The sequence below is a fragment of the Salinisphaera sp. SWV1 genome (genome assembly GCF_052044155.1).
In the GTDB taxonomy this organism is placed as follows: domain Bacteria; phylum Pseudomonadota; class Gammaproteobacteria; order Nevskiales; family Salinisphaeraceae; genus Salinisphaera.
The window spans coordinates 60,362-78,244 of sequence record NZ_JBQDYE010000001.1 but is presented as its reverse complement, the minus strand read 5'-3'; the positions used below and the strand labels follow the sequence as shown (position 1 = coordinate 78,244).

Genomic DNA, 17,883 nt, shown 5'->3' with positions numbered 1-17,883 from the left:
GTAGGTTTGCGCGATCAGCCCGAGGGCGTCTTTCCAATGGGTGCCGCGCCACCCGACAAAAAATCGTTCAGCCACTCGAACATCGGCAGCGTGTCGCGCAGCGGTAGCTTCTTGACCTCAACCGCCTGAATACCGGCGCAGCTGGCGATCAGGTTGACCATCTGTTCGTTCTGGTTGCCCTCCGGCTCCATGCTGCATAGATCGCCGGTAACCGGTTCGCGAAGATGCAGCTTATCCAGCTCTGTGCCGTCCAGATCTCGGACAGGCGTTGATAACGGGAACGCGGTTCGTGATGGATTCGGATTCATTTGCGGACTCCGTTGAACGGTGTAAGCGGCCGAAGGCGCGGAAGCACACGGAGGCGCAACCCAAACCGTTGCTTGATTTCGCGCACGGGCCAGCCAATGCGGTGTTTCACCTCCAGGATGGCGCTGGATTTTCGTTCCATGGTGATCTCCGGTGGTGATCGGCGCTCAGCCGCTGCCGTGCGGTAGATTTGCGACAGGGCGAGGCCGGTGGTCACGCGCTTCCTGCTTTCACCGCCGGCGGGGATCTGAAAAGGATGATCCTCGATCAGCTGACGGATCACGGCGTTTCGTGTCAGCGCGTATTGATTGACGATGGTGTCGAGCTGGTACACCACGTATTCGGGTAAGTCGATCTCGATTCGCTGCGAAGCGTTGCTGTGTTGCATAACGCGTTTTCAACTTCCTGTTTTCGTGGCGTGATAAAGGTTCCGCCGTCGCACCCCGGAGCAGGGCACACGGAGGCGGAACAGCCGAGATCAGCGGGTCTCGACCCCGTTGCAACGCGACATGCCAACGCGCGCCACTTGCCAGCAGCTCATAAAAAGATGCATGCAGGCGCTAGGCGCCCGGATTCATGTACATCGCGTGCCAGTCGATCGCGGCCACGCCCATGTCGAACACCACGCGCCAGCGCAGATTCAACGTATTGAAGTCTTCATGCTGGCGGAGCTGGCCCGTCGATTGGCCGTCGAGATAGACCACTTCGAACGTGTCATGAGCATGGGGGTTGCCGGTCAGGAACCAGGCGCCGCCCGCAAAATCATCGATGCGCGGATCCACCACGACAGTCAGCTGACGAATCCACTCCGGAACCACGGAGCTGGTCATATTGGGCTGAATCGAGGAAACGATTTGAAGCGCTTCGGTCTCGCGATCCGCGCCGACTACGATGCAATGGGGCGTGACGTTGAGATAAGACAGACCCTGAATACCGCGCTGCTTGCGCAGCGCTGCCCGCGCTTCACCTAGTGATGCGGTCGTGATCGCCGAACCGGTCGCCGCCACGTTGCCATGGCTCGAATCAAACAACGGATTGCCGTCGCGCATCGTGGGGTTATCGGCAAGCAGCTGATATACCAGATCGGATTCCTTGCGCGCAGCGGCCATGCCCATGGCCTGCGGGACTCGGGTCAGCTGGCCCAGGTCGTCATTGATCAACGCTTTACGGGAAATCGACACCATGCGCGCATAGGTCTCGGCCTGGATCGTCTCCTTTGCGGTATCCGACATGCCGCCTTCGGTGATCTCGCCGTCTTCCTTGACAATCTCGAGGTCGGGCGCTTCGGAGAGCGCGACCCGGCTGCTTTTCTTGAAGTCGGACACACTCCCGCTCCGCGTCCAAGTATCGCGATGCGTCGTCGCGCCTTCGGACTCGAGGCCGTGGATAAGCGCCTTGTGCGCAATGTTCTCTGTAAGTGCTGGCAGATCGGACGTGGTGAGCGCTGCCTGGATCATGCCGTCTGCACCTTCACCGGTCACGGTGCGGCCATGGCGCGAGAGGCAAGCCGCAGCGAGATCGCGAACCGTGCAGCCGCGAAAATCGCGCGCCGCCGGATGCGGGTCTTTCAACGGGATGCCATAGCGCAACAGCATGCCGTCGGTTGCGGCTTCGATGAAACCGTCCTGGCCACGGCTGAAACTACCGCTGTAGCGACGCGACCCGCCGCCAACGGGGGCAATCTGAGCGTTACCGAACATCTCATCCTGATGCGTGCCGAGTGGTTCGGCGTCCTGGCCGATCTTGTTCAACAGCCGCGTGCGAGCCGCATCGGCGCTGCATTCCATGTCATCGATGCAGGCCTGCTCGACTTCCGACACGCCCGGCTGTGAACGAAACGCCGCAAACGCCGAGCGGATATCCTGCCGACGGCTCTGCTCCTTCGCTTTGAAATCATCCAGGGCGGCGGCCGCCGTCTGCGGGTCCGTGTTCTTCGCCGACTGCGGACCGGTTGCTTTGTCTGCCATTGCGTATAGCCTCGTTTGAATATGCGCTGGGACGTTGCCAAACGCGGATAGATCGATGGACGCGGCCACGTCGAGCGCACCGGTGATGCGATCGACAAAACCAGCCGCTTGGGCTTCTTCGGCCGTGTACCAGGTTTCGGCGGCCATGATCGCCTTGACGCGATCAAGCGGCATGCCGGATTTGGCGGCGTAGGCGCGCTGCATGCTGTTCGAAACTTTGTCGAGCAGTTCCGCCGACTGGCGTAGATCCCGCGCGTTACCGCCGGCGCCGACCCATGGGTCATGAATCATCATCAGCGCGTTGTCGGCCATGGCAACGTCATCGCCGGCCATGGCGATGTAGCTGGCCGCCGATGCCGCGATACCGTCTATGTAAACGTTGACGGGGGCACGGTGCTGTTGCAGCGCGTTGAATATCGCGCTGCCTTCGAAAGTCGAGCCGCCACCCGAGTTGATGCGGACATCGACGGGCATGTCAGGCAGCGCCGCAAGCTGTTCGACAATCGGCTGCGATTCAACTTCGCCGCCGATGTCGCCGTAGATCCAGACTGTCTGGGGTATCGTCATGCAGCTAGGTTGCGCGCGAGCCCGCCCTGTTTGAATAGTCGGCAGAATCAAACAAGGTCATCGTTTGAACCAGCCCATCGCGCTGCGCTTGCGTCTCACCTAGCAGCACCTGGCGGAGCGCCGACCGCGACGTGGGCACCTCGCCCGGATATCGTGTGATCAACAGCAGCAAGATATCCAGCGACAGCGCCGGCATGTCCCACCGTTTGCGGTTCACCACGCCCGCGATACGGGTTGCGTTGAAGTTGGTGCGGCCGCCCGCGCCGTCGGCTGCGGCGAGAATCAACCGCTCGATCGCCGCCCGCCGACGCTGGCGAACTGGATGCTGCCACGCACGGCCCGATTCACCATTCAGCCCCAGACCGACCTCGAGGGGCGTGCCGTGTTCATATTGGTCGGCGGCCGCAAGCCACCAGTCGGCCACATCGCGCGGCAGCGGCCGGCCGGAAGCGACTGCGATCCGCATGCGATCGTACATATCAGCGCATTGCTGGCGCGATAGATCGGCCATCAGTGTGCTGTCTGGTTGCCCGCGACGGCACCCGTACGACGCCGCACCCGCGCCTCGATGGCAGCGCCCATCAGCTGGTAGTACGCAGGCGGCATCCGCTCGGAGAACTCGTGATCAATCATGCCCTGGGCATCCACGCCGACGGCCCAGAACATCTGGCTCGCGGGCTCATAACCGAATACCCACTGATCTCGGAGATGGCCCGCTTCGATTTCCGATTCTGCGATGCGCCGCAAGTTTTCCGTTAGCTTTTCCATAGCTTTGCTCTATTGATTCGAGTGATTAGATAACTAGCTGCTATCCTGTGAACCGATCCCGGGTTCTGAAAATCCGCGTGAAAACTGCGCTTTCCAACACCCGCATCGAGGCCGCTCAGAGGGACCCGCTCGCGGAATCGTTGGGACCAGCGTTCGCATGCGAACGCAGTCGCTGTCGCAACGCATCGAGGTGTTTTTGCGCTGTTTCCGCGCTGGCGTATTTCAACGGCAGAACGTTGCCCTGGAACTCCACGCGCTCGTATGGCTCGCGACGCGGGCGGCACAGTGCGCGAAACTCCGTGGCGCCCGGTGGCCAGCCGTTGCTGCGCTCGGAGTAACCGGCTAGTGCATCGACACCCCGGCGCAACTCTTCCATCGACAGACCCGCCAGGCGCTCGGCCCATACTGCCTTGGTGGCCTGCTCGGCTTGTGCAGTCGGCAGCGCGCTGGTGAATTTGTGGCCGAACTCAGCGGCAAGCCGCGTGAATAATCGGTCCATGGTTTCGCTACCCATGGTCGAACGCTTGGCCTTGTCTCCTATTCCAGAACCCGTTCTTAGCTGATTGCGGGCGCTCTCTGTTATGTCCCGGGTTGCCCGTGCCATTGCTATTACTCCGTGTCTCATTGGGCTCGAAAACACCCTGCCAACCGTTGATGATGGAACTCTCGAGGGCCTGACTGACGTCGTGACCGGCTCCGTCCATCCGCTCCAACTTCCGCACCAGTCGGCGCTGCGCTTCGTCGGTCATCGGTTTCTTGATGGCCTTCCGGTGATTGACAAAGTCCGCCCATAGCTGCGAATCAACCCGGGCGGGAAGCCCGTCCGGGGGATATAGGGGGTTGTCTTTTGGAGTTGTTTTTTGGGGTTGTCTTTTGTGTGTCCCGTTTTGGGACGGACTGTTTCCCGTTTTGGGACGCTCTCCGTCCTTTTTTGGGACATGTCCCGTTTTGGGACGCGCCCATCGGGAATTATCCTTCTGTATTTTCAACAGATAGCCATATCGGCCGTCCCGTTTCAGGACAGCACCAATCGACACCAACTCCGCGAGCGCTTCGGATACATGACTGCGCCGCAGGCTGCACATCGTCGCCAGCTGCGTCACCGTGATATCGTCCTCGACCTTGTTGAACCCATAGGTTTTGCGGATGATTGCGAGCATTACGTACAGCTGCCGCTTACTGAACCCGTATTGCAGGATCGCGTCGAATAGCTGGTTCGCGATGCGCGTATAGCCGTTCTCAAGCTGAGGTAAATCGCCGGGCTCGCTCATTAGCCAGCCCGCCGACCGTCCGAAACCTGACGCGGTCTCATAAGTCTTCCAAAAACTCGAGCGCTATGGACGTTTTCTCAACACAAGCCCCGATCGCAAGATTGATCGCGGACTGGTACCGCTCGCTCCACCATTCCGGCATCTCGCCGGTTCCACTGTCGTCGAAAATTTTTTCCTGCAATTTCAGCAGCCCGTCAACCGCTGCGGCCATGTCCCGCAACTCATCGAGGGTGCGCCGATATCGCTCTGTTATGAAGGTCGTTTTCTCTTTTTCGCTCATGCCGACCCCTCCCCGGAACTCAGACCTCTATGCAGCTGGTCTCGCGCGTAATCGACGGCTTCGATAACTGCCCTCAGGTGCAAATACCGTCCGTGTTCATAACTGATATCCACTACGTCTGAGGGCGATGATTCCGCCGCATAAGTCAGAGCCGCCATAACACGATCGAGCGTGTTGATTATGTCGAGCTGGTTCGCATGCGAACGTATCGAGCCGTCCACCGGTACGGAGATATATGGATTCATGCCGTGACCTCCTTCTGCTTTTGAAGCCAGTCACGAACATCGTTTTGGTGGTAATAGATGCGGTTGCCGACCCGCGTTTGGCGCGGTCCGGTGCGCAGCCAGGCCCAGCGCGCTAACGTGCGCGTTGTCTTGCCCAACTCGGCCGCTAATTCGTCTCGAGTGTAATAGTCGGCAAGAACGCTAGTGTCTGCCGTAGATTGATCGGATCGCATGACGCTGATACCTCGTGTAGTGAATTCGAGTATCAGTGTCTTGTAAGATCAATGCGTTAGCAGCTTTAGATTTCGTGATCAAAAACGTTCTGGAAGGTACAGCCGGCCCGATAATCTTCGAGCCCGTCCCATGCCGGATTCTCGACAGTTGACATTGGCAGCCCTGCACCTCCGCGAGATTCGCACTGATCGAGAACAACCTTTACGAGTTGCAAGTACCGGCTGCCTTCTCCGTCCTTCTCGCGTGACGCACGTGTAAAGGTCGGCTCCTCACCGACGATTGCGGCGTAATCCAGCGCCAGTTCGCTGGCGACCTGTACTCTTGGAGTTTTGTATCTTTCATCCTGCGCTCGCAGCCGAGTTTTGACCGCCGCTTCGCTATAGACCCGGGCCAACTCCTCTATCTGACTAGACAATTCGACAAGCGAGAGTTGATGCAAACCGAGCGAGTCTGCTGCGTCTCTCAAATCACGGCCGATCGCCCCCGACTGCCATATTTTCTCGGAAAGCTTGAAGCATTCGCCAGCCATGTGTTCAGCCAGCGCGCGCTTTTCTCCTCGGCCACCTTGGCGGTCTTCTGTCAACGCTTGGTTCCTCGAGTGCGCGATCTGATGGAACGTATCGATAGCCCGCGAGCAACACGAGCGCATACTTTCGAGCGCATCATCAGGCAGGTCTGCAAATATCCTTCGAAGCTCTTTATCTGTCTTCTCCGTAAGAGCCAAATCTATTGAGCGGGAACCAATAATTGGTTCGCGGAAAACGGGTTTCTTAGGCATTTCCAGCGCCCCGGCCGCGCTCGTCGGCGTTTGCTTCCTCGAGGAAACGGCCAACGCGTTCAGTTGCCGCGCGCAGCGGGTCATCCATCAGGTGGCTGTAGCGCGCGGTGGTCTGCGCCTGCGTATGCCCGAGCAGTGCGCCGATAATAGGCAGCGATAGCCCCGCGCTCGCGAGCTGGGCAGCATAGGTGTGCCGCAGGTCATGGATGCGAACGTCCGGGATCTCGGCGAGCTCTCGCATGCTCTCCCAGGTCGACTTGATGTCCTGCTGGTGGCCACCCGCGCGGCCCGGGAACACGTACTTGCTATCCGCCGACATCGAGGCCAGCAGCTGGCGCGCCGGCGCGGATAACGGGACACGGTGCATCGTCTTCTGCTTCGTGTTTGCGCCCGGCTTTGTCCATACTCCGTTGGTCAGGTCAAATTGGTCCCAGGTCGCGGACAGAAGCTCGCTCTTGCGCGCGCCCGTGAGCATCAGCAGCCGAATCGCATTACAGGACTGCTCGCGCTCTCGCAGCGGCGTTTTGCGATCTTGCCACGCCCACCGCTGACCGCGCCTCAACGCCTCATCGCGTCCGAGTCGCACTTTCTCCTTCCATGGATATTCGGCCAGCGCCTTCGATAGTCGGCGCAGTTCTGGTCCGGATAAATAGCGCTCGCGCTTCGCTTCTTGGTTGCGCTCGATACCTTTCGCGGGATTATCCGTGCGCCACCCCCAACGGATCGAGAGATTGAACAGCTTCGAGCAGAGCGCGGCCAGGCGATTAGCGATATAAGGACCGTTCTCCTTCGTCACGCGCCGATGCAGTGCGTCGATGTCCGAATACGTAGCCGCAGCGACCTTCAACGTACCTAGGTGCGGCTTGATGAACCGATCGATGTAGTCGGTATTGCGCGCGATCGTGGCCGGCCGGTTTTTCTGGACCGCGTAATCCTCGAGATAGCGCTTGCACAGCTCGGCCACCGTGCGCTCTTGACGTTTCGCCTGGCGATCGCCCATGGGGTCGCCGCCGGTGTCTACTTGGAGCCGCAAACGGCTAGCTTCTTCGCGCGCGGCCGCTACAGACCAGGCCGGATACTTGCCAATTGTATAGCGGCGCTCACGACCACCGCTGGCATACGCTAAGACGAAAGACTTAGTCCCGGCCTTGGTGACCCGCACACCAAAACCGGTGATATCGATGTCGTAAGTGATGTGGTAACTGGCTGCCGGAAGCGCCAGCGACTTGACCATACGGTCGGTGATCTTCGTGCCCATGTGTCCGCCTATGTCCGGAATATGTCCGGACACAAACACGTATCCGGTTACGGACAATGTCTCACGGTGTCACATGGTCAGCAATAGTTTTCCTTTTATTATCGGCATTTCCGACGAACAGAACGGTCGGACAAAGTCTCAACAGGGAAATTAAAATAAACTGTTAATCACTAGGTCGGCGGTTCGAGCCCGTCCCGGGGAGCCAGACAGCGAGGGCATGGAGGTTCTCCATGCCCTTTTTATTGCGATAGCCAAGCTCTCACCGCCCATATGCGCGCGGGCGCCGCTCGATCGATACGATTTCGTCAGCTGGCCTGGCCATCACTGTTTAAACTGGTGCCCCGGCCCACCGAAACAGCGATGTCAGACCGCCCTGGACGAGCCTGCATGACCGATCGCAATCACATCTTACCGATGCATCCCGACTTGCCGGAGGACAACGCGTCCGCCCGGCTGATCCTTGAGCATCTTTTCGAAGACCTGCCCGAAGCCGTCATCATCGGCAGCCCGGATCGCCGGCTGGCCATGGTCAATGCGGCGGCCGCGCGTCTGTTTCGCTGCAGCAAGGCGGATCTCGTGGGTCAGCCGGGCTCGCTGCTCTACGCCAACGAGACCGACTTCTTCGAGCAAGGCGAAAAACGTTTCAATCTACGCACGAACGCGCGCCACGATCAGTACCTCGCGCGCTACCGGCGACTCGATGGCAGCGTTTTCACCGGCGAAACCATCGGCGGCCCGATCAGCGACAGCCAGGGCCGGGTCACGCTGTTCATGGCGATCATCCGCGATGTCACCGCAAAGCTAGCCAGCGACAACGTGCTGGAACGGCTGTATACCATCAGTTCCAACCCGGAACTGTCGTTCGAACAAGCACGCCGTGCCATCCTCGAACTCGGCTGCGAATACTTCGGCATGCCCGTGGGCATCGTCAGCCGAATCGAGAACAATCGCTATGAAGTAGTGGACGCGGTGGACGCCCACGATTACATCCAGCCGGGCCAGGTTTACGACGTACGCGACACGCATTGTTTCGAGATCGTGTCGCGGCGCGGCCCTTACGCGGCCGACCGATCGACGCATCCGGAGATCTGCGATCACCCGGCCTACCAGCGTTTCGGCGTTGCGTCGTATATCGGGGCACCGCTTAATATCCGGGGCCGATTCATCGGTGCCATCGGGTTTTCCAGCTCGGAATCGACCACGGCATTTACCGATCACGATATCAAGCTCGTGAGCATGTTCGGGCAATGGCTCAGTCACGAGATGGATCGCAACGAGACCCTGCGCGAGTTGCGCCAGGCGCATGACCAGTTGCAGCGCGTGGCGAGCCAGGACGAACTGACCGGCCTCGGCAATCGGCGCGAACTCACCGACCGCATCCGGCGCGAACTCGACCGCGGGCGCCGCCAGGGTCGCTCCCTCGGCGTGGCGCTGTTCGACTTCGATCATTTCAAACAGATCAACGACCATTACGGTCACGCCACCGGCGATGCCGCCCTGCAGTTGTTCGCAAGACGGGCCGCGGCGCGGCTGCGCGGAACCGACGTACTCGGGCGCTGGGGCGGTGAGGAATTCCTGTTGTTGCTGCCCGACGCGACCGCGGAGACGGCGACCCGGGTGGTCGAGCGTTTGCTCGAAGCACTGCGCTCTGCCGATTTCCGGGCCGGACCGGACCGGATCGCGCTGTCGGGCAGCGCCGGGCTCACGCTGACCGACTGCCGCGAGAATATCGACGATATCCTCAAGCGGGCCGACCGTGCACTGTACCAGGCCAAGCGTGGCGGCCGCGATCGGTTCATTTTACTGGAACGCGATGCACGGCCCGCCGCTCAGGCCAGAAACGCGAAGTAACCGACGAAGATCACGAACAACGCATAAAGAATCGGGTGCAACTCGCGCCCTCGCCCACTGACCACCATGGTCACGGGATACACCACCAGGCCGAGCGCGATACCGTTGGCGATGCTGTAGGTCACGGGCATCGTGATCAAGGTCAGAAACGCCGGCACCGCGATCTCCAGACGCTGCCATTGGATTTCACCGAGCGACGAGACCATGAGCACGCCGACGATTATGAGCGCCGGCGCGGTGACACTCGAGGTCACCACGGAAAGCAAAGGCGAGAAGAACAACGCCAGCACGAACAGCGACGCGGTGACCAGCGAGGCAAAGCCGGTGCGCGCGCCGGAGGCGACACCGGCGGTGGATTCGATATAGGACGTCGTCGGCGAAGTCCCGATCACGGCGGAGGCCACCACCGAGCCCGAATCCGCGAGCAGCGCCTGGCGCGAGCGCCGGATGCGGTTGCCGTCGATCAGCCCGGCCTGGGTTGCCACGGCCATCAGCGTGCCCGCGGTATCGAAGAATTCGACGAACAGGAACGTCAACACCACCACCAGCAGTTTGAGCGTGAATACATCGCCCGGCGCGTGGAACAGCTGCGTGATGGCCACCCCGAATACCGGCGCCACGCTGGGCACGTGGCCGATGATGGCGTGCGGCGTCGTGATCACGCCCGTGGCCATCCCGAGCAGCGCGGTCAGCACCATGCCGAAGAAGATCGCGCCCGGCAGGCGACGCAACATCAGCACGATCGACGCAAACAGACCGAATACCGTCAACAGCGTGCCCGGCGAGGTCAGATCGCCAAGGGTGACCAGCGTGGCCTTGTTGTTGACGACGATCCCGGAATCCTCGAAGCCGATCAGGGCGATGAACAGGCCGATGCCGCATGCGGATGCCATCTTCAGATCGACGGGGATGGCATCCAGAATCATCTCGCGCAGCCGCAACACGGTGATCAGTACGAAAATCAGGCCCGAAAACAGGACGCCGACCAGCGCCGTCTGCCACGGCACGCCCATGCCCAACACCACCGAGTAGGCGAAAAAGGCATTGAGCCCCATGCTCGGCGCGATCCCGACCGGGTAACGCGCCACCAGCGCCATCAGCACGCAACCGACGATCGAGGCCAGCGCCGTGGCCGTGAACACCGCGCCCTGCGCCATGCCCGCCGCCGAGAGAATGCTCGGATTGACGAACATGATGTAGGCCATGGCCAGGAACGTCGTCACGCCGCCGACGATCTCGCGCCGGTAGTCGGTGCCCTCGCGATCAAACTCGAAGAAGCGCGCGACCGGATCCCGGTCGGTGGCAGCGGCTGCGGCATCGTCGCCGTGCTGGGTCATCGGTGCATGCTCCTGTGACGGCGGCCACGGCCGCCAGCTTAATGGGTCAGGGCCGTGACCGTGCAGCTTGCGTACCAGGCCGGACCCGCACCCGCCACCGGCGCGCGACGTCCGGCCGGAAGAGGTGAGGCGGCCGAGCGCCGCCCCGGGCTCAGTCTTCGGCCAGCGGATGCCGGAGAATAATGGTGTCGGCCCGGTCCGGCCCGGTCGATACGATGTCGATCGGCACGCCGGTGATCTCGGCCAGCCGATCCAGGTAGGCACGCGCGTTGGCCGGCAGCGCCGTGTAATCGCGCAGGCCGACGGTGGATTCCTTCCAGCCCGGCATTTCCTCGTAAATGGGCTCGCAGCTGGCCAGTGCCTCGGCCCCCGCCGGCGGCACGCTCAGCGTTTCATCGCCGCAGCGATAGCCGGTGCAGAGCCGGATGGCGTCCAGCCCGTCGAGTACGTCGAGCTTGGTGATGCACAGGCCCGACAGGCTGTTGTTGAACGCCGCGCGCCGCAGGCCGACGGCATCGAACCAGCCGCAGCGACGCGGCCGACCCGTGACCGCCCCGAACTCGGCGCCCTTGTCGGCGAGATGCTTGCCGTAATGATCGTCCAGTTCGGTCGGGAATGGGCCGGAACCGACCCGCGTGGTGTAGGCCTTGACCACACCCAGCACATAATCGAAATAGGTCGGGCCAACGCCGGAACCCGTCGAGGCCCCGCCGGCAGTGGTGTTCGAGGAGGTCACGAACGGATAGGTGCCGTGGTCGACGTCGAGCAGTGCCCCCTGGGCGCCCTCGAACAGAATCGACTCATCGGCCACATAGGCTCGGCGCAGCAACTCGACCACATCGGCGACCATCGGGCGAATCTGCTCGGCGTGTTCGAGCGCCTGGTCGAGTGTCTGCTGGAAATCGACCGGCGCCTGGCCGAGATAGTTCTTGAGCACGAAATTATGGAAATCGAGCGCCTCGCCCAGCTTGGACGCCAGCAGCTCGCGCCGGAACAGGTCGGACACGCGTACCGCGCGCCGGGCGACCTTGTCCTCGTAGGCCGGGCCGATACCCCGCCCGGTCGTGCCGATGGCGGTCTTGCCGCGCGCGGCCTCACGCGCCTTGTCGAGCGCGATGTGATACGGCAGGATCAACGGACAGGCCGGACTGATGCGCAACTTGTCGCGCACCGGCACGCCGCGGGCGTCAAGCTCGCCCATCTCCTCCAGCAACGCGTCCGGCGACAGCACCACGCCGTTGCCGATATAGCACGTCACCCCGTCGTGCAGAATGCCGGACGGAATCAATCGCAGGATCGTCTTCTCGCCGTTGATGACCAGCGTATGCCCGGCGTTGTGCCCGCCCTGAAAGCGCACGACGTGCCGGGTGCGATCGGTGAGCAGATCGACAATCTTGCCCTTGCCTTCATCACCCCACTGGCTGCCGATGACGATGACCCGTTTACCCATGTTGCCTATCCCCTAGCGGACGGACCTGCCAGGTGCCGTCGATCTGTTCCAGAATGCGATCGCAGCCCGAACCGGTGGTTTCGGTATGCGCGGGCGTGGCGACCACCACGCGCTCGCCGGACGCCCGCAGGCGCCGGATTTCGGCGAGTAATGCTTGGTCGTCATCGTCGGACGGCGCGAAAATACCGCCGGCCGGCCGATCGTCGGCGAACTCGCCGAGTGCGGCCAGCAGGTTGAGATCGGCCGAGAAGCCGGTCGCCGGCCGCGGCCGGCCGAAAGCCGAGCCGACATCGTCGTAGCGGCCGCCACGCGCCAGTTCCCGGCCGAGGCCGGGGGCGAACGCGGCGAACAGCAAACCGGTCTTGTAGCGATACCCGCGCAGCTCGGCCAGATCGACGAACAATGGCATGTCCGGATAATGCGCCTCGATCAGCGCGACCATGGCGGCTGTTTCGTCCAGCGCATGATCGATGCCTTCATCGATGCCGCCGAGCGCGGTGCGCGCCGCGGCCAGTACCGACGCCGGACCGTTGAGCCCGATCAGCGTGGCGAGACGGTCGTGCAACGATGCCCCGAGCCGCCCGTCCGCGGCCAGCCGGTCTAGATCGGGCCGCGACTTGCGCTGAACCACGTCGAACAGCGTGGGCTCGAAATCGGCCGAGACGCCGGCGAGCGCCACCAGTCGGCGATAGATGGCCACGTGACCGAGATCCAGATAGGCCCGCTCGATCCCCATGCCGTGCAGCGTCTCCAGCATCAGCGACACGATCTCGAGATCGCTGTGCAGATGGGCGTCGCCGAATTTCTCCACCCCGACCTGCAGCGGCGAGCGCGAGCCGCCCGGTTCGTCCGGGCGGGTCCGCAACACGCTGCCGATATAGCAGTAGCGCGCGGGGCCGGTCGCAGCCAGCCGGTGCGCATCGATGCGCGTGGCCTGGGTGGTCATGTCGGAGCGGACGCCCATCATGCGGCCGTTGAGCTGATCCGTGAGCTTGAACGTATGCAGATCCAGCTCATGGCCGGCGCCGGTGAGCAAGGAATCGAGATATTCAATCAGCGGCGGCCGAATGAGTTCGTAGCCCCAGCGCCAGTAGAGATCGAGCAACGCCCGGCGTGCCGCCTCCAGCCGCCACGATTCCGGCGGGACCGTCTCCTGAACGCCTTCCGGCAGTAACCAACGTTTGGATTGCATGGCTCTAAAAATGGTGTAGAAACTGCAGCGCCACGACGCCGACGGCGATCATCACGGCCCCGAAGATACGCAACTGGCGCGGCGCGACATTGGCCAGCCGCATCACGGTCTCACGCCAGCGCTCCGGCGCGATGAAGGGCATCAGCCCCTCGATCACGCAGACGAGCGCCAAAGCGCGCAACAGATCGGCCCACATCGTCCGCGGCTGCTATTTCTGGTGGCCGGCACCCGCGGCGAGCGCGGGATTGAAGTACTTGAAAAGCTTGCCATCGGGCTTGAGCAACAGGACATCCTTGTCGCCGATGCTCTGCCGGTAGACCTGCAGACTGCGATAGAAGCTGTAGAAGCCGGGATTCTTCTTGTAGGCATCGGCGTAGACCTGTGCCGCCTTGGCATCGCCCTGCCCCCGGATCGACTCGGCCTGCTTGTAGGCCTTGGCCAGCACCACTGTACGCTCGCGCTCGGCATCGGAACGAATTTCCTTGGCCGCCGCATCGCCCTGCGCACGCAGCGTACGGATCACTTCCTGGCGCTCCGAGCGCATGCGCTCGTAGACCGTATCGCTGACCTTGGACGGCAGATCAAGCTTCATGATGCGCACATCCTTCACATCGATGCCGAGCTGCTTGGCGGCCTGGTTCACCTGCACCTGAACCGCGGCGACGATCTCGTTACGGTCATCGCCGACGGCCTGCCGGATGGTGCGCTTGGAGAACTCCGCCAGCAAATCGTTCTGCACGGACTCGGTCAACAGGCTGCGTGCCCGATCGGCGTTGCCGTGGGTCGACAGATAGTACTTCACCGGCTTGGCGATCTGCCATTTGACGAAGTAATCCACCGACAGGTTCTTGTTCTCCGAGGTCAGCACGCGGTGGATATCGCCGGTCAGCGTCATCACACGCCGATCGAAACGATGCACCTGCTGCACGAACGGAATCTTGAAGTGCAGGCCGGGCTGGTACTGGGAACCGATGATTTTACCCATCTGCACCACCACCACGCGTTGGCGCGGCGTCACCACAAACACCGAGTCATAGGCCACATAGGCCGCGATGACGACGAGGATCAGAGCAAAAATCTGCTTGCCATTCATGAGTTGCGGCTCCGGCTGCGCAGGTTGTCGACGTTCGAGCCGGAGTTGCCGCTCGTACTCGAACCGTTGCCGCTACCGTTGTCACCCGACTGGCTCGGCAGGGGGGCGGACGCGTTGGCGCTGCCGCTCGAACCGGAATCGCCATTGCTGGCGGATTTGTTCGAACCCGTCGACTTGCCGAGAATCTTGTCCAGCGGCAGATAACTCATCGAATTCGACGACCCGTCGTTGAGGATCAGATGAGAGGCCGACAGCACATCGCCCATGGTCTCCAGATACAGCCGCTCGCGGGTCACCTGGGGCGCCTTCTCGTACTGGACGAGCAGGTCGGAGAAGCGGGCCGCCTGGCCCTCGGCGCGGTTGATCTTGCGCTGCTTGTAAGCGCGTGCCTGGGCAATGATCTGCGCCTTGTCGCCCTGGGCGCGCGCCACGATATCGCGGGCATAGGCACGGGCGATGTTCTTGGCGCGCTCTTCTTCCTCGCGCGCCTTGATGGCCTCCTGGAAGGCGCCCTGCACCTGCTCCGGCGGCTGGGCGTACTGCACGTTGACCGCGATAATCTGAATGCCGGCGTGATACTTGTTCAACGTGTACTGCATGATCCGGCGCACGTTGTCCGGCAGCTTCGCACGCGAGCGATCGGTGATCTGCGGGTATTCGTTCTGCTTCTGCTTGACCTGGCTGGCGAGCTTCTTGTCCATATCCTTCAGCCCGTTCTTCTTCTTGGGCTGACCGGAGTTCTCCTTGAGGTCGACATGGGCCATCGCCTTGTTGTCGAGCTGGTTGACCTGAACCCCTTCCTGGATCACCTGGTTCATGTCCGAAGTGCCGACGATCTCGCGCACAGCCGAACGCAGCACCTGCTGCACGGTGTTCTCGGGATCCTGCAACTGGAACAGATAGCTCATGGCATCCGAGATGCGGTATTGCACCGAGACCTCGACATCGACGATGTTCTCGTCCTTGGTCAGCATGACCGCGCGGTTGCTGGTCCGACGCACCTGGTGCGTGTCGACCTTGGACACGGTGCTGATCGGGTACGGCAAATGCCAGTGCCAGCCCGCGTCGGCGGTGTGTGTATACGCCCCCAATCGCAGCACGACGCCCTTCTCGCCCGGCTGTACGACGTAAAGCCCGGTGGCCAGCCAGATCACGAAGACGACCGGCACGAGCGCGACAAACACGCCGCCGCCGATGCCGCCCCCGCCATTGCTGCCGCCGCCGGCGCCACCGCCGCGCTTGCCGGAAAAGCGCTCACGAAAGCGCTTCCATATCTGGTCGAGATCCGGCGGTCCGCCACCGTTGCCGCCACTGTTGTTGCGGTTGCCCCCGCCCCACGGATCCTTGCCCTTGCCGGGCTCGTTCCACGCCATGCTAGAAAGCCTCTGATCGGGTCGACGGCACGGCTTGCACACGGCCGCGCCCCTCGCGTTCACATCGGGCGGCCGCTTCAGGGCACCCGCCCGTTTTCGCGCGCATGCGCACCGGCCGCTTGCCGGTCAATCCCTGAGTGAACAAACCGCTCTCCTTGAATGTCACCGGTCGCACACGGGGCCGTGGAACGGCCCGAAGCGGCGCGACCCGGCAATACCGATGCGCGAGCGGCCTGCGATTCCCCGCAAGTCTATAGTCCGCCCGAAACCCTGTCGAACGTTGTGCCCCGGAAAAACGCACATCAGGCCGGCCGGCGCGGGACGCGCGCTTCGGCGAGGCGCTCGACGTCCGGGCGTACAGGGCGGCGATCGATGAGCACGTCGCCGAATACCAGCCCGGCCTGGGCCACCACCCGCTCCAGATCCGCCTGCGATGCGGTCACCGAGAGCAACGCATCACCGTTGTCGGCATAACGTTCCTCGCCGACCACGCCGAGCTCATAGAGCTGAGAGCGCAACCAGCCGGCGGCCGGTGGCACGCGCAGCGTTCCGAGCACGGTATCCGGATAGCAAAAGGCAGCCAGGGCATGACGCAGCTCATCCAGGCCTTCGCCGGTCACCGCCGAGACATACACCCGTACCGGCCGGCCATGAGCGTCGTATTCAACGCGGGGCGGCTCATCGTCAAGCAGATCGACCTTGTTGAAGACCTCGAGCTGCGGCACGCCGCCCGCGCCAATATCGCCAAGCACGCCGTTGACCTCGCGGGCATGCGCCCGCCGCTCGCTGTCGGCCACGTCGATGACGTGCACCAGCACGTCGGCCTCGCGTGTCTCCTCGAGCGTCGCACGGAACGCGGCCACCAGTTCATGCGGCAGATCGCGAATGAAACCGACCGTATCGGCGACGATCAGGGGCTCGCCCACGGGCACGTCCATGCGCCGCAGGGTCGGATCGAGGGTCGCGAACAGCTGGTCGGCGGCATAGATCGTCTCGCCGGTCAGTCGATTGAACAGTGTCGACTTGCCGGCATTGGTATAGCCGACCAGCGACACTACCGGGGTCCGCGCGCGCCGGCGCGAAGCGCGGCCCTGGTCACGCCGGGCCAGCACCTTGTCCAGACGGGAGCGCAACAGCTTGATGCGGTCGTTGAGCAGGCGGCGGTCGGTCTCGAGCTGGGTCTCGCCCGGCCCGCGCAGCCCGATACCGCCTTTCTGGCGCTCGAGATGGGACCAGCCGCGCACCAGGCGCGTGGCCAGATGTTGCAACTGCGCCAGCTCGACCTGCAGCTTGCCCTCGTGAGAGCGTGCCCGGCGCGCAAAGATATCCAGGATCAGACCGGCACGATCGAGCACCCGCGCGTTCATGCGCTTTTCCAGATTGCGTTCCTGGCTGGGCGACAGATCGTGGTTGAACACCACCAGTTCGGCGCCGTGTTCGGCCACGGCGGCGGCAATTTCGTCGGCCTTGCCGCCGCCGATGAAGAAACGCGGATCCGGGACCCGGCGGGAGCCGCCGACATGACACAGCACGTCGGCGCCCGCGGATTCCACGAGTTCGCGAAATTCCTGATCCGCGGCCTCGTACTCGTCGATGCCGAAGGCGATATGGACGATCACGGCCGCCTGGCCGGTCGGCGGCCGCTCAAACATGTGCTCGAACCCTAGCTATCGTCGGACTCCTGCGACATTTCGTCGCGCACTTCACTGCGGACGTTGCGCGACGGCACGATGGTGGAAATCGCGTGCTTGTACACCATCTGATTGACGGCATTGCGCAACAGCACCACAAACTGGTCAAAAGATTCGATCTGCCCCTGCAGCTTGATGCCGTTGACGAGATAGATCGACACCGGCACACGCTCTTTGCGCAAGGCGTTGAGGAATGGTTCTTGTAATGTTTGGCCTTTTGCCATGGAACAGACTCCACAAAGT

General features: G+C 62.4%; 20 protein-coding genes. 1 reads left to right on the top strand and 19 read right to left on the bottom strand.

The window, feature by feature from the left end; translation table 11 throughout:
• Window positions 1-14 precede the first annotated feature (14 nt).
• The 11 genes from ACS8YF_RS00355 to ACS8YF_RS00305 all read right to left on the bottom strand — a co-directional run bounded on the left by ACS8YF_RS00355 (window position 15) and on the right by ACS8YF_RS00305 (window position 7,653).
• A complete protein-coding gene (locus ACS8YF_RS00355) occupies window positions 15-308 on the bottom strand; it encodes a phage tail assembly protein (RefSeq protein ID WP_440848239.1) in 294 nt (97 codons plus the stop codon).
• Window positions 305-694: a hypothetical protein gene (locus ACS8YF_RS00350; protein WP_440848238.1), complete on the bottom strand. Its 390-nt coding sequence runs from the start codon at window positions 692-694 to the stop codon at window positions 305-307. Before ACS8YF_RS00350 ends, ACS8YF_RS00355 begins: the two co-directional genes overlap by 4 nt.
• Window positions 695-866: 172 nt before the next feature.
• The gene (locus ACS8YF_RS00345; protein WP_440848237.1) at window positions 867-2,840 is read right to left on the bottom strand and encodes a ClpP-like prohead protease/major capsid protein fusion protein; all 1,974 of its coding nucleotides are present in this window, start codon (window positions 2,838-2,840) and stop codon (window positions 867-869) included.
• 4 nt (window positions 2,841-2,844) lie between these two features.
• Entirely contained in the window at window positions 2,845-3,351 is a 507-nt protein-coding gene (locus tag ACS8YF_RS00340) for a hypothetical protein (RefSeq protein ID WP_440848236.1), read from the bottom strand.
• Window positions 3,351-3,608, bottom strand: coding sequence for a hypothetical protein (locus ACS8YF_RS00335; RefSeq protein WP_440848235.1), 258 nt, complete (start codon window positions 3,606-3,608; stop codon window positions 3,351-3,353). The genes ACS8YF_RS00340 and ACS8YF_RS00335 overlap by 1 nt, the downstream gene beginning before the upstream one ends.
• 115 nt (window positions 3,609-3,723) lie before the next feature.
• Window positions 3,724-4,122 (bottom strand): hypothetical protein, encoded by a 399-nt coding sequence (locus ACS8YF_RS00330; RefSeq protein ID WP_440848234.1) that lies wholly within the window; start codon window positions 4,120-4,122, stop codon window positions 3,724-3,726.
• The gene (locus ACS8YF_RS00325; RefSeq protein WP_440848233.1) at window positions 4,115-4,879 is read right to left on the bottom strand and encodes a replication protein; all 765 of its coding nucleotides are present in this window, start codon (window positions 4,877-4,879) and stop codon (window positions 4,115-4,117) included. The genes ACS8YF_RS00330 and ACS8YF_RS00325 overlap by 8 nt, the downstream gene beginning before the upstream one ends.
• Window positions 4,880-4,916: 37 nt before the next feature.
• Complete coding sequence (locus ACS8YF_RS00320) at window positions 4,917-5,159, bottom strand: hypothetical protein (RefSeq protein WP_440848232.1); 243 nt, start codon at window positions 5,157-5,159, stop codon at window positions 4,917-4,919.
• Between the two features lie 241 nt (window positions 5,160-5,400).
• Window positions 5,401-5,616, bottom strand: coding sequence for a helix-turn-helix transcriptional regulator (locus ACS8YF_RS00315; RefSeq protein WP_440848231.1), 216 nt, complete (start codon window positions 5,614-5,616; stop codon window positions 5,401-5,403).
• A gap of 65 nt (window positions 5,617-5,681) precedes the next feature.
• A complete protein-coding gene (locus ACS8YF_RS00310) occupies window positions 5,682-6,395 on the bottom strand; it encodes a hypothetical protein (RefSeq protein WP_440848230.1) in 714 nt (237 codons plus the stop codon).
• Window positions 6,388-7,653 (bottom strand): tyrosine-type recombinase/integrase, encoded by a 1,266-nt coding sequence (locus tag ACS8YF_RS00305; protein ID WP_440848229.1) that lies wholly within the window; start codon window positions 7,651-7,653, stop codon window positions 6,388-6,390. Before ACS8YF_RS00305 ends, ACS8YF_RS00310 begins: the two co-directional genes overlap by 8 nt.
• Window positions 7,654-8,040: 387 nt before the next feature.
• Here ACS8YF_RS00305 and ACS8YF_RS00300 point away from each other — a divergent pair, with 387 nt between their 5' ends.
• Window positions 8,041-9,504 (top strand): bifunctional diguanylate cyclase/phosphodiesterase, encoded by a 1,464-nt coding sequence (locus ACS8YF_RS00300; RefSeq protein WP_440848228.1) that lies wholly within the window; start codon window positions 8,041-8,043, stop codon window positions 9,502-9,504.
• Here ACS8YF_RS00300 and ACS8YF_RS00295 read toward each other — a convergent pair.
• The 8 genes from ACS8YF_RS00295 to hfq form a co-directional block, all read right to left on the bottom strand.
• The gene (locus ACS8YF_RS00295; RefSeq protein ID WP_440848227.1) at window positions 9,483-10,841 is read right to left on the bottom strand and encodes an NCS2 family permease; all 1,359 of its coding nucleotides are present in this window, start codon (window positions 10,839-10,841) and stop codon (window positions 9,483-9,485) included. The two genes, ACS8YF_RS00300 and ACS8YF_RS00295, sit on opposite strands and share 22 nt — an antisense overlap.
• A 151-nt stretch (window positions 10,842-10,992) precedes the next feature.
• Complete coding sequence (locus ACS8YF_RS00290; RefSeq protein WP_109994325.1) at window positions 10,993-12,291, bottom strand: adenylosuccinate synthase; 1,299 nt, start codon at window positions 12,289-12,291, stop codon at window positions 10,993-10,995.
• Window positions 12,284-13,483, bottom strand: a complete 1,200-nt coding sequence (locus ACS8YF_RS00285; RefSeq protein ID WP_440848226.1) for an ATP phosphoribosyltransferase regulatory subunit — start codon at window positions 13,481-13,483, stop codon at window positions 12,284-12,286. The genes ACS8YF_RS00290 and ACS8YF_RS00285 overlap by 8 nt, the downstream gene beginning before the upstream one ends.
• 4 nt (window positions 13,484-13,487) lie before the next feature.
• A complete protein-coding gene (locus ACS8YF_RS00280; RefSeq protein ID WP_440848225.1) occupies window positions 13,488-13,679 on the bottom strand; it encodes a DUF2065 domain-containing protein in 192 nt (63 codons plus the stop codon).
• Between the two features lie 12 nt (window positions 13,680-13,691).
• A complete protein-coding gene (hflC, locus tag ACS8YF_RS00275) occupies window positions 13,692-14,576 on the bottom strand; it encodes a protease modulator HflC (RefSeq protein WP_440848224.1) in 885 nt (294 codons plus the stop codon).
• Window positions 14,573-15,949 (bottom strand): protease modulator HflK, encoded by a 1,377-nt coding sequence (gene hflK / locus ACS8YF_RS00270; protein ID WP_440848223.1) that lies wholly within the window; start codon window positions 15,947-15,949, stop codon window positions 14,573-14,575. The genes hflC and hflK overlap by 4 nt, the downstream gene beginning before the upstream one ends.
• 302 nt (window positions 15,950-16,251) lie before the next feature.
• Window positions 16,252-17,601 carry a ribosome rescue GTPase HflX gene (gene hflX, locus ACS8YF_RS00265; RefSeq protein ID WP_440848222.1) on the bottom strand — a complete coding sequence of 450 codons (1,350 nt, stop codon included), beginning with the start codon at window positions 17,599-17,601 and terminating at the stop codon, window positions 16,252-16,254.
• 11 nt (window positions 17,602-17,612) lie between these two features.
• A complete protein-coding gene (gene hfq, locus ACS8YF_RS00260; RefSeq protein WP_037336764.1) occupies window positions 17,613-17,864 on the bottom strand; it encodes an RNA chaperone Hfq in 252 nt (83 codons plus the stop codon).
• Window positions 17,865-17,883: the final 19 nt, after the last annotated feature.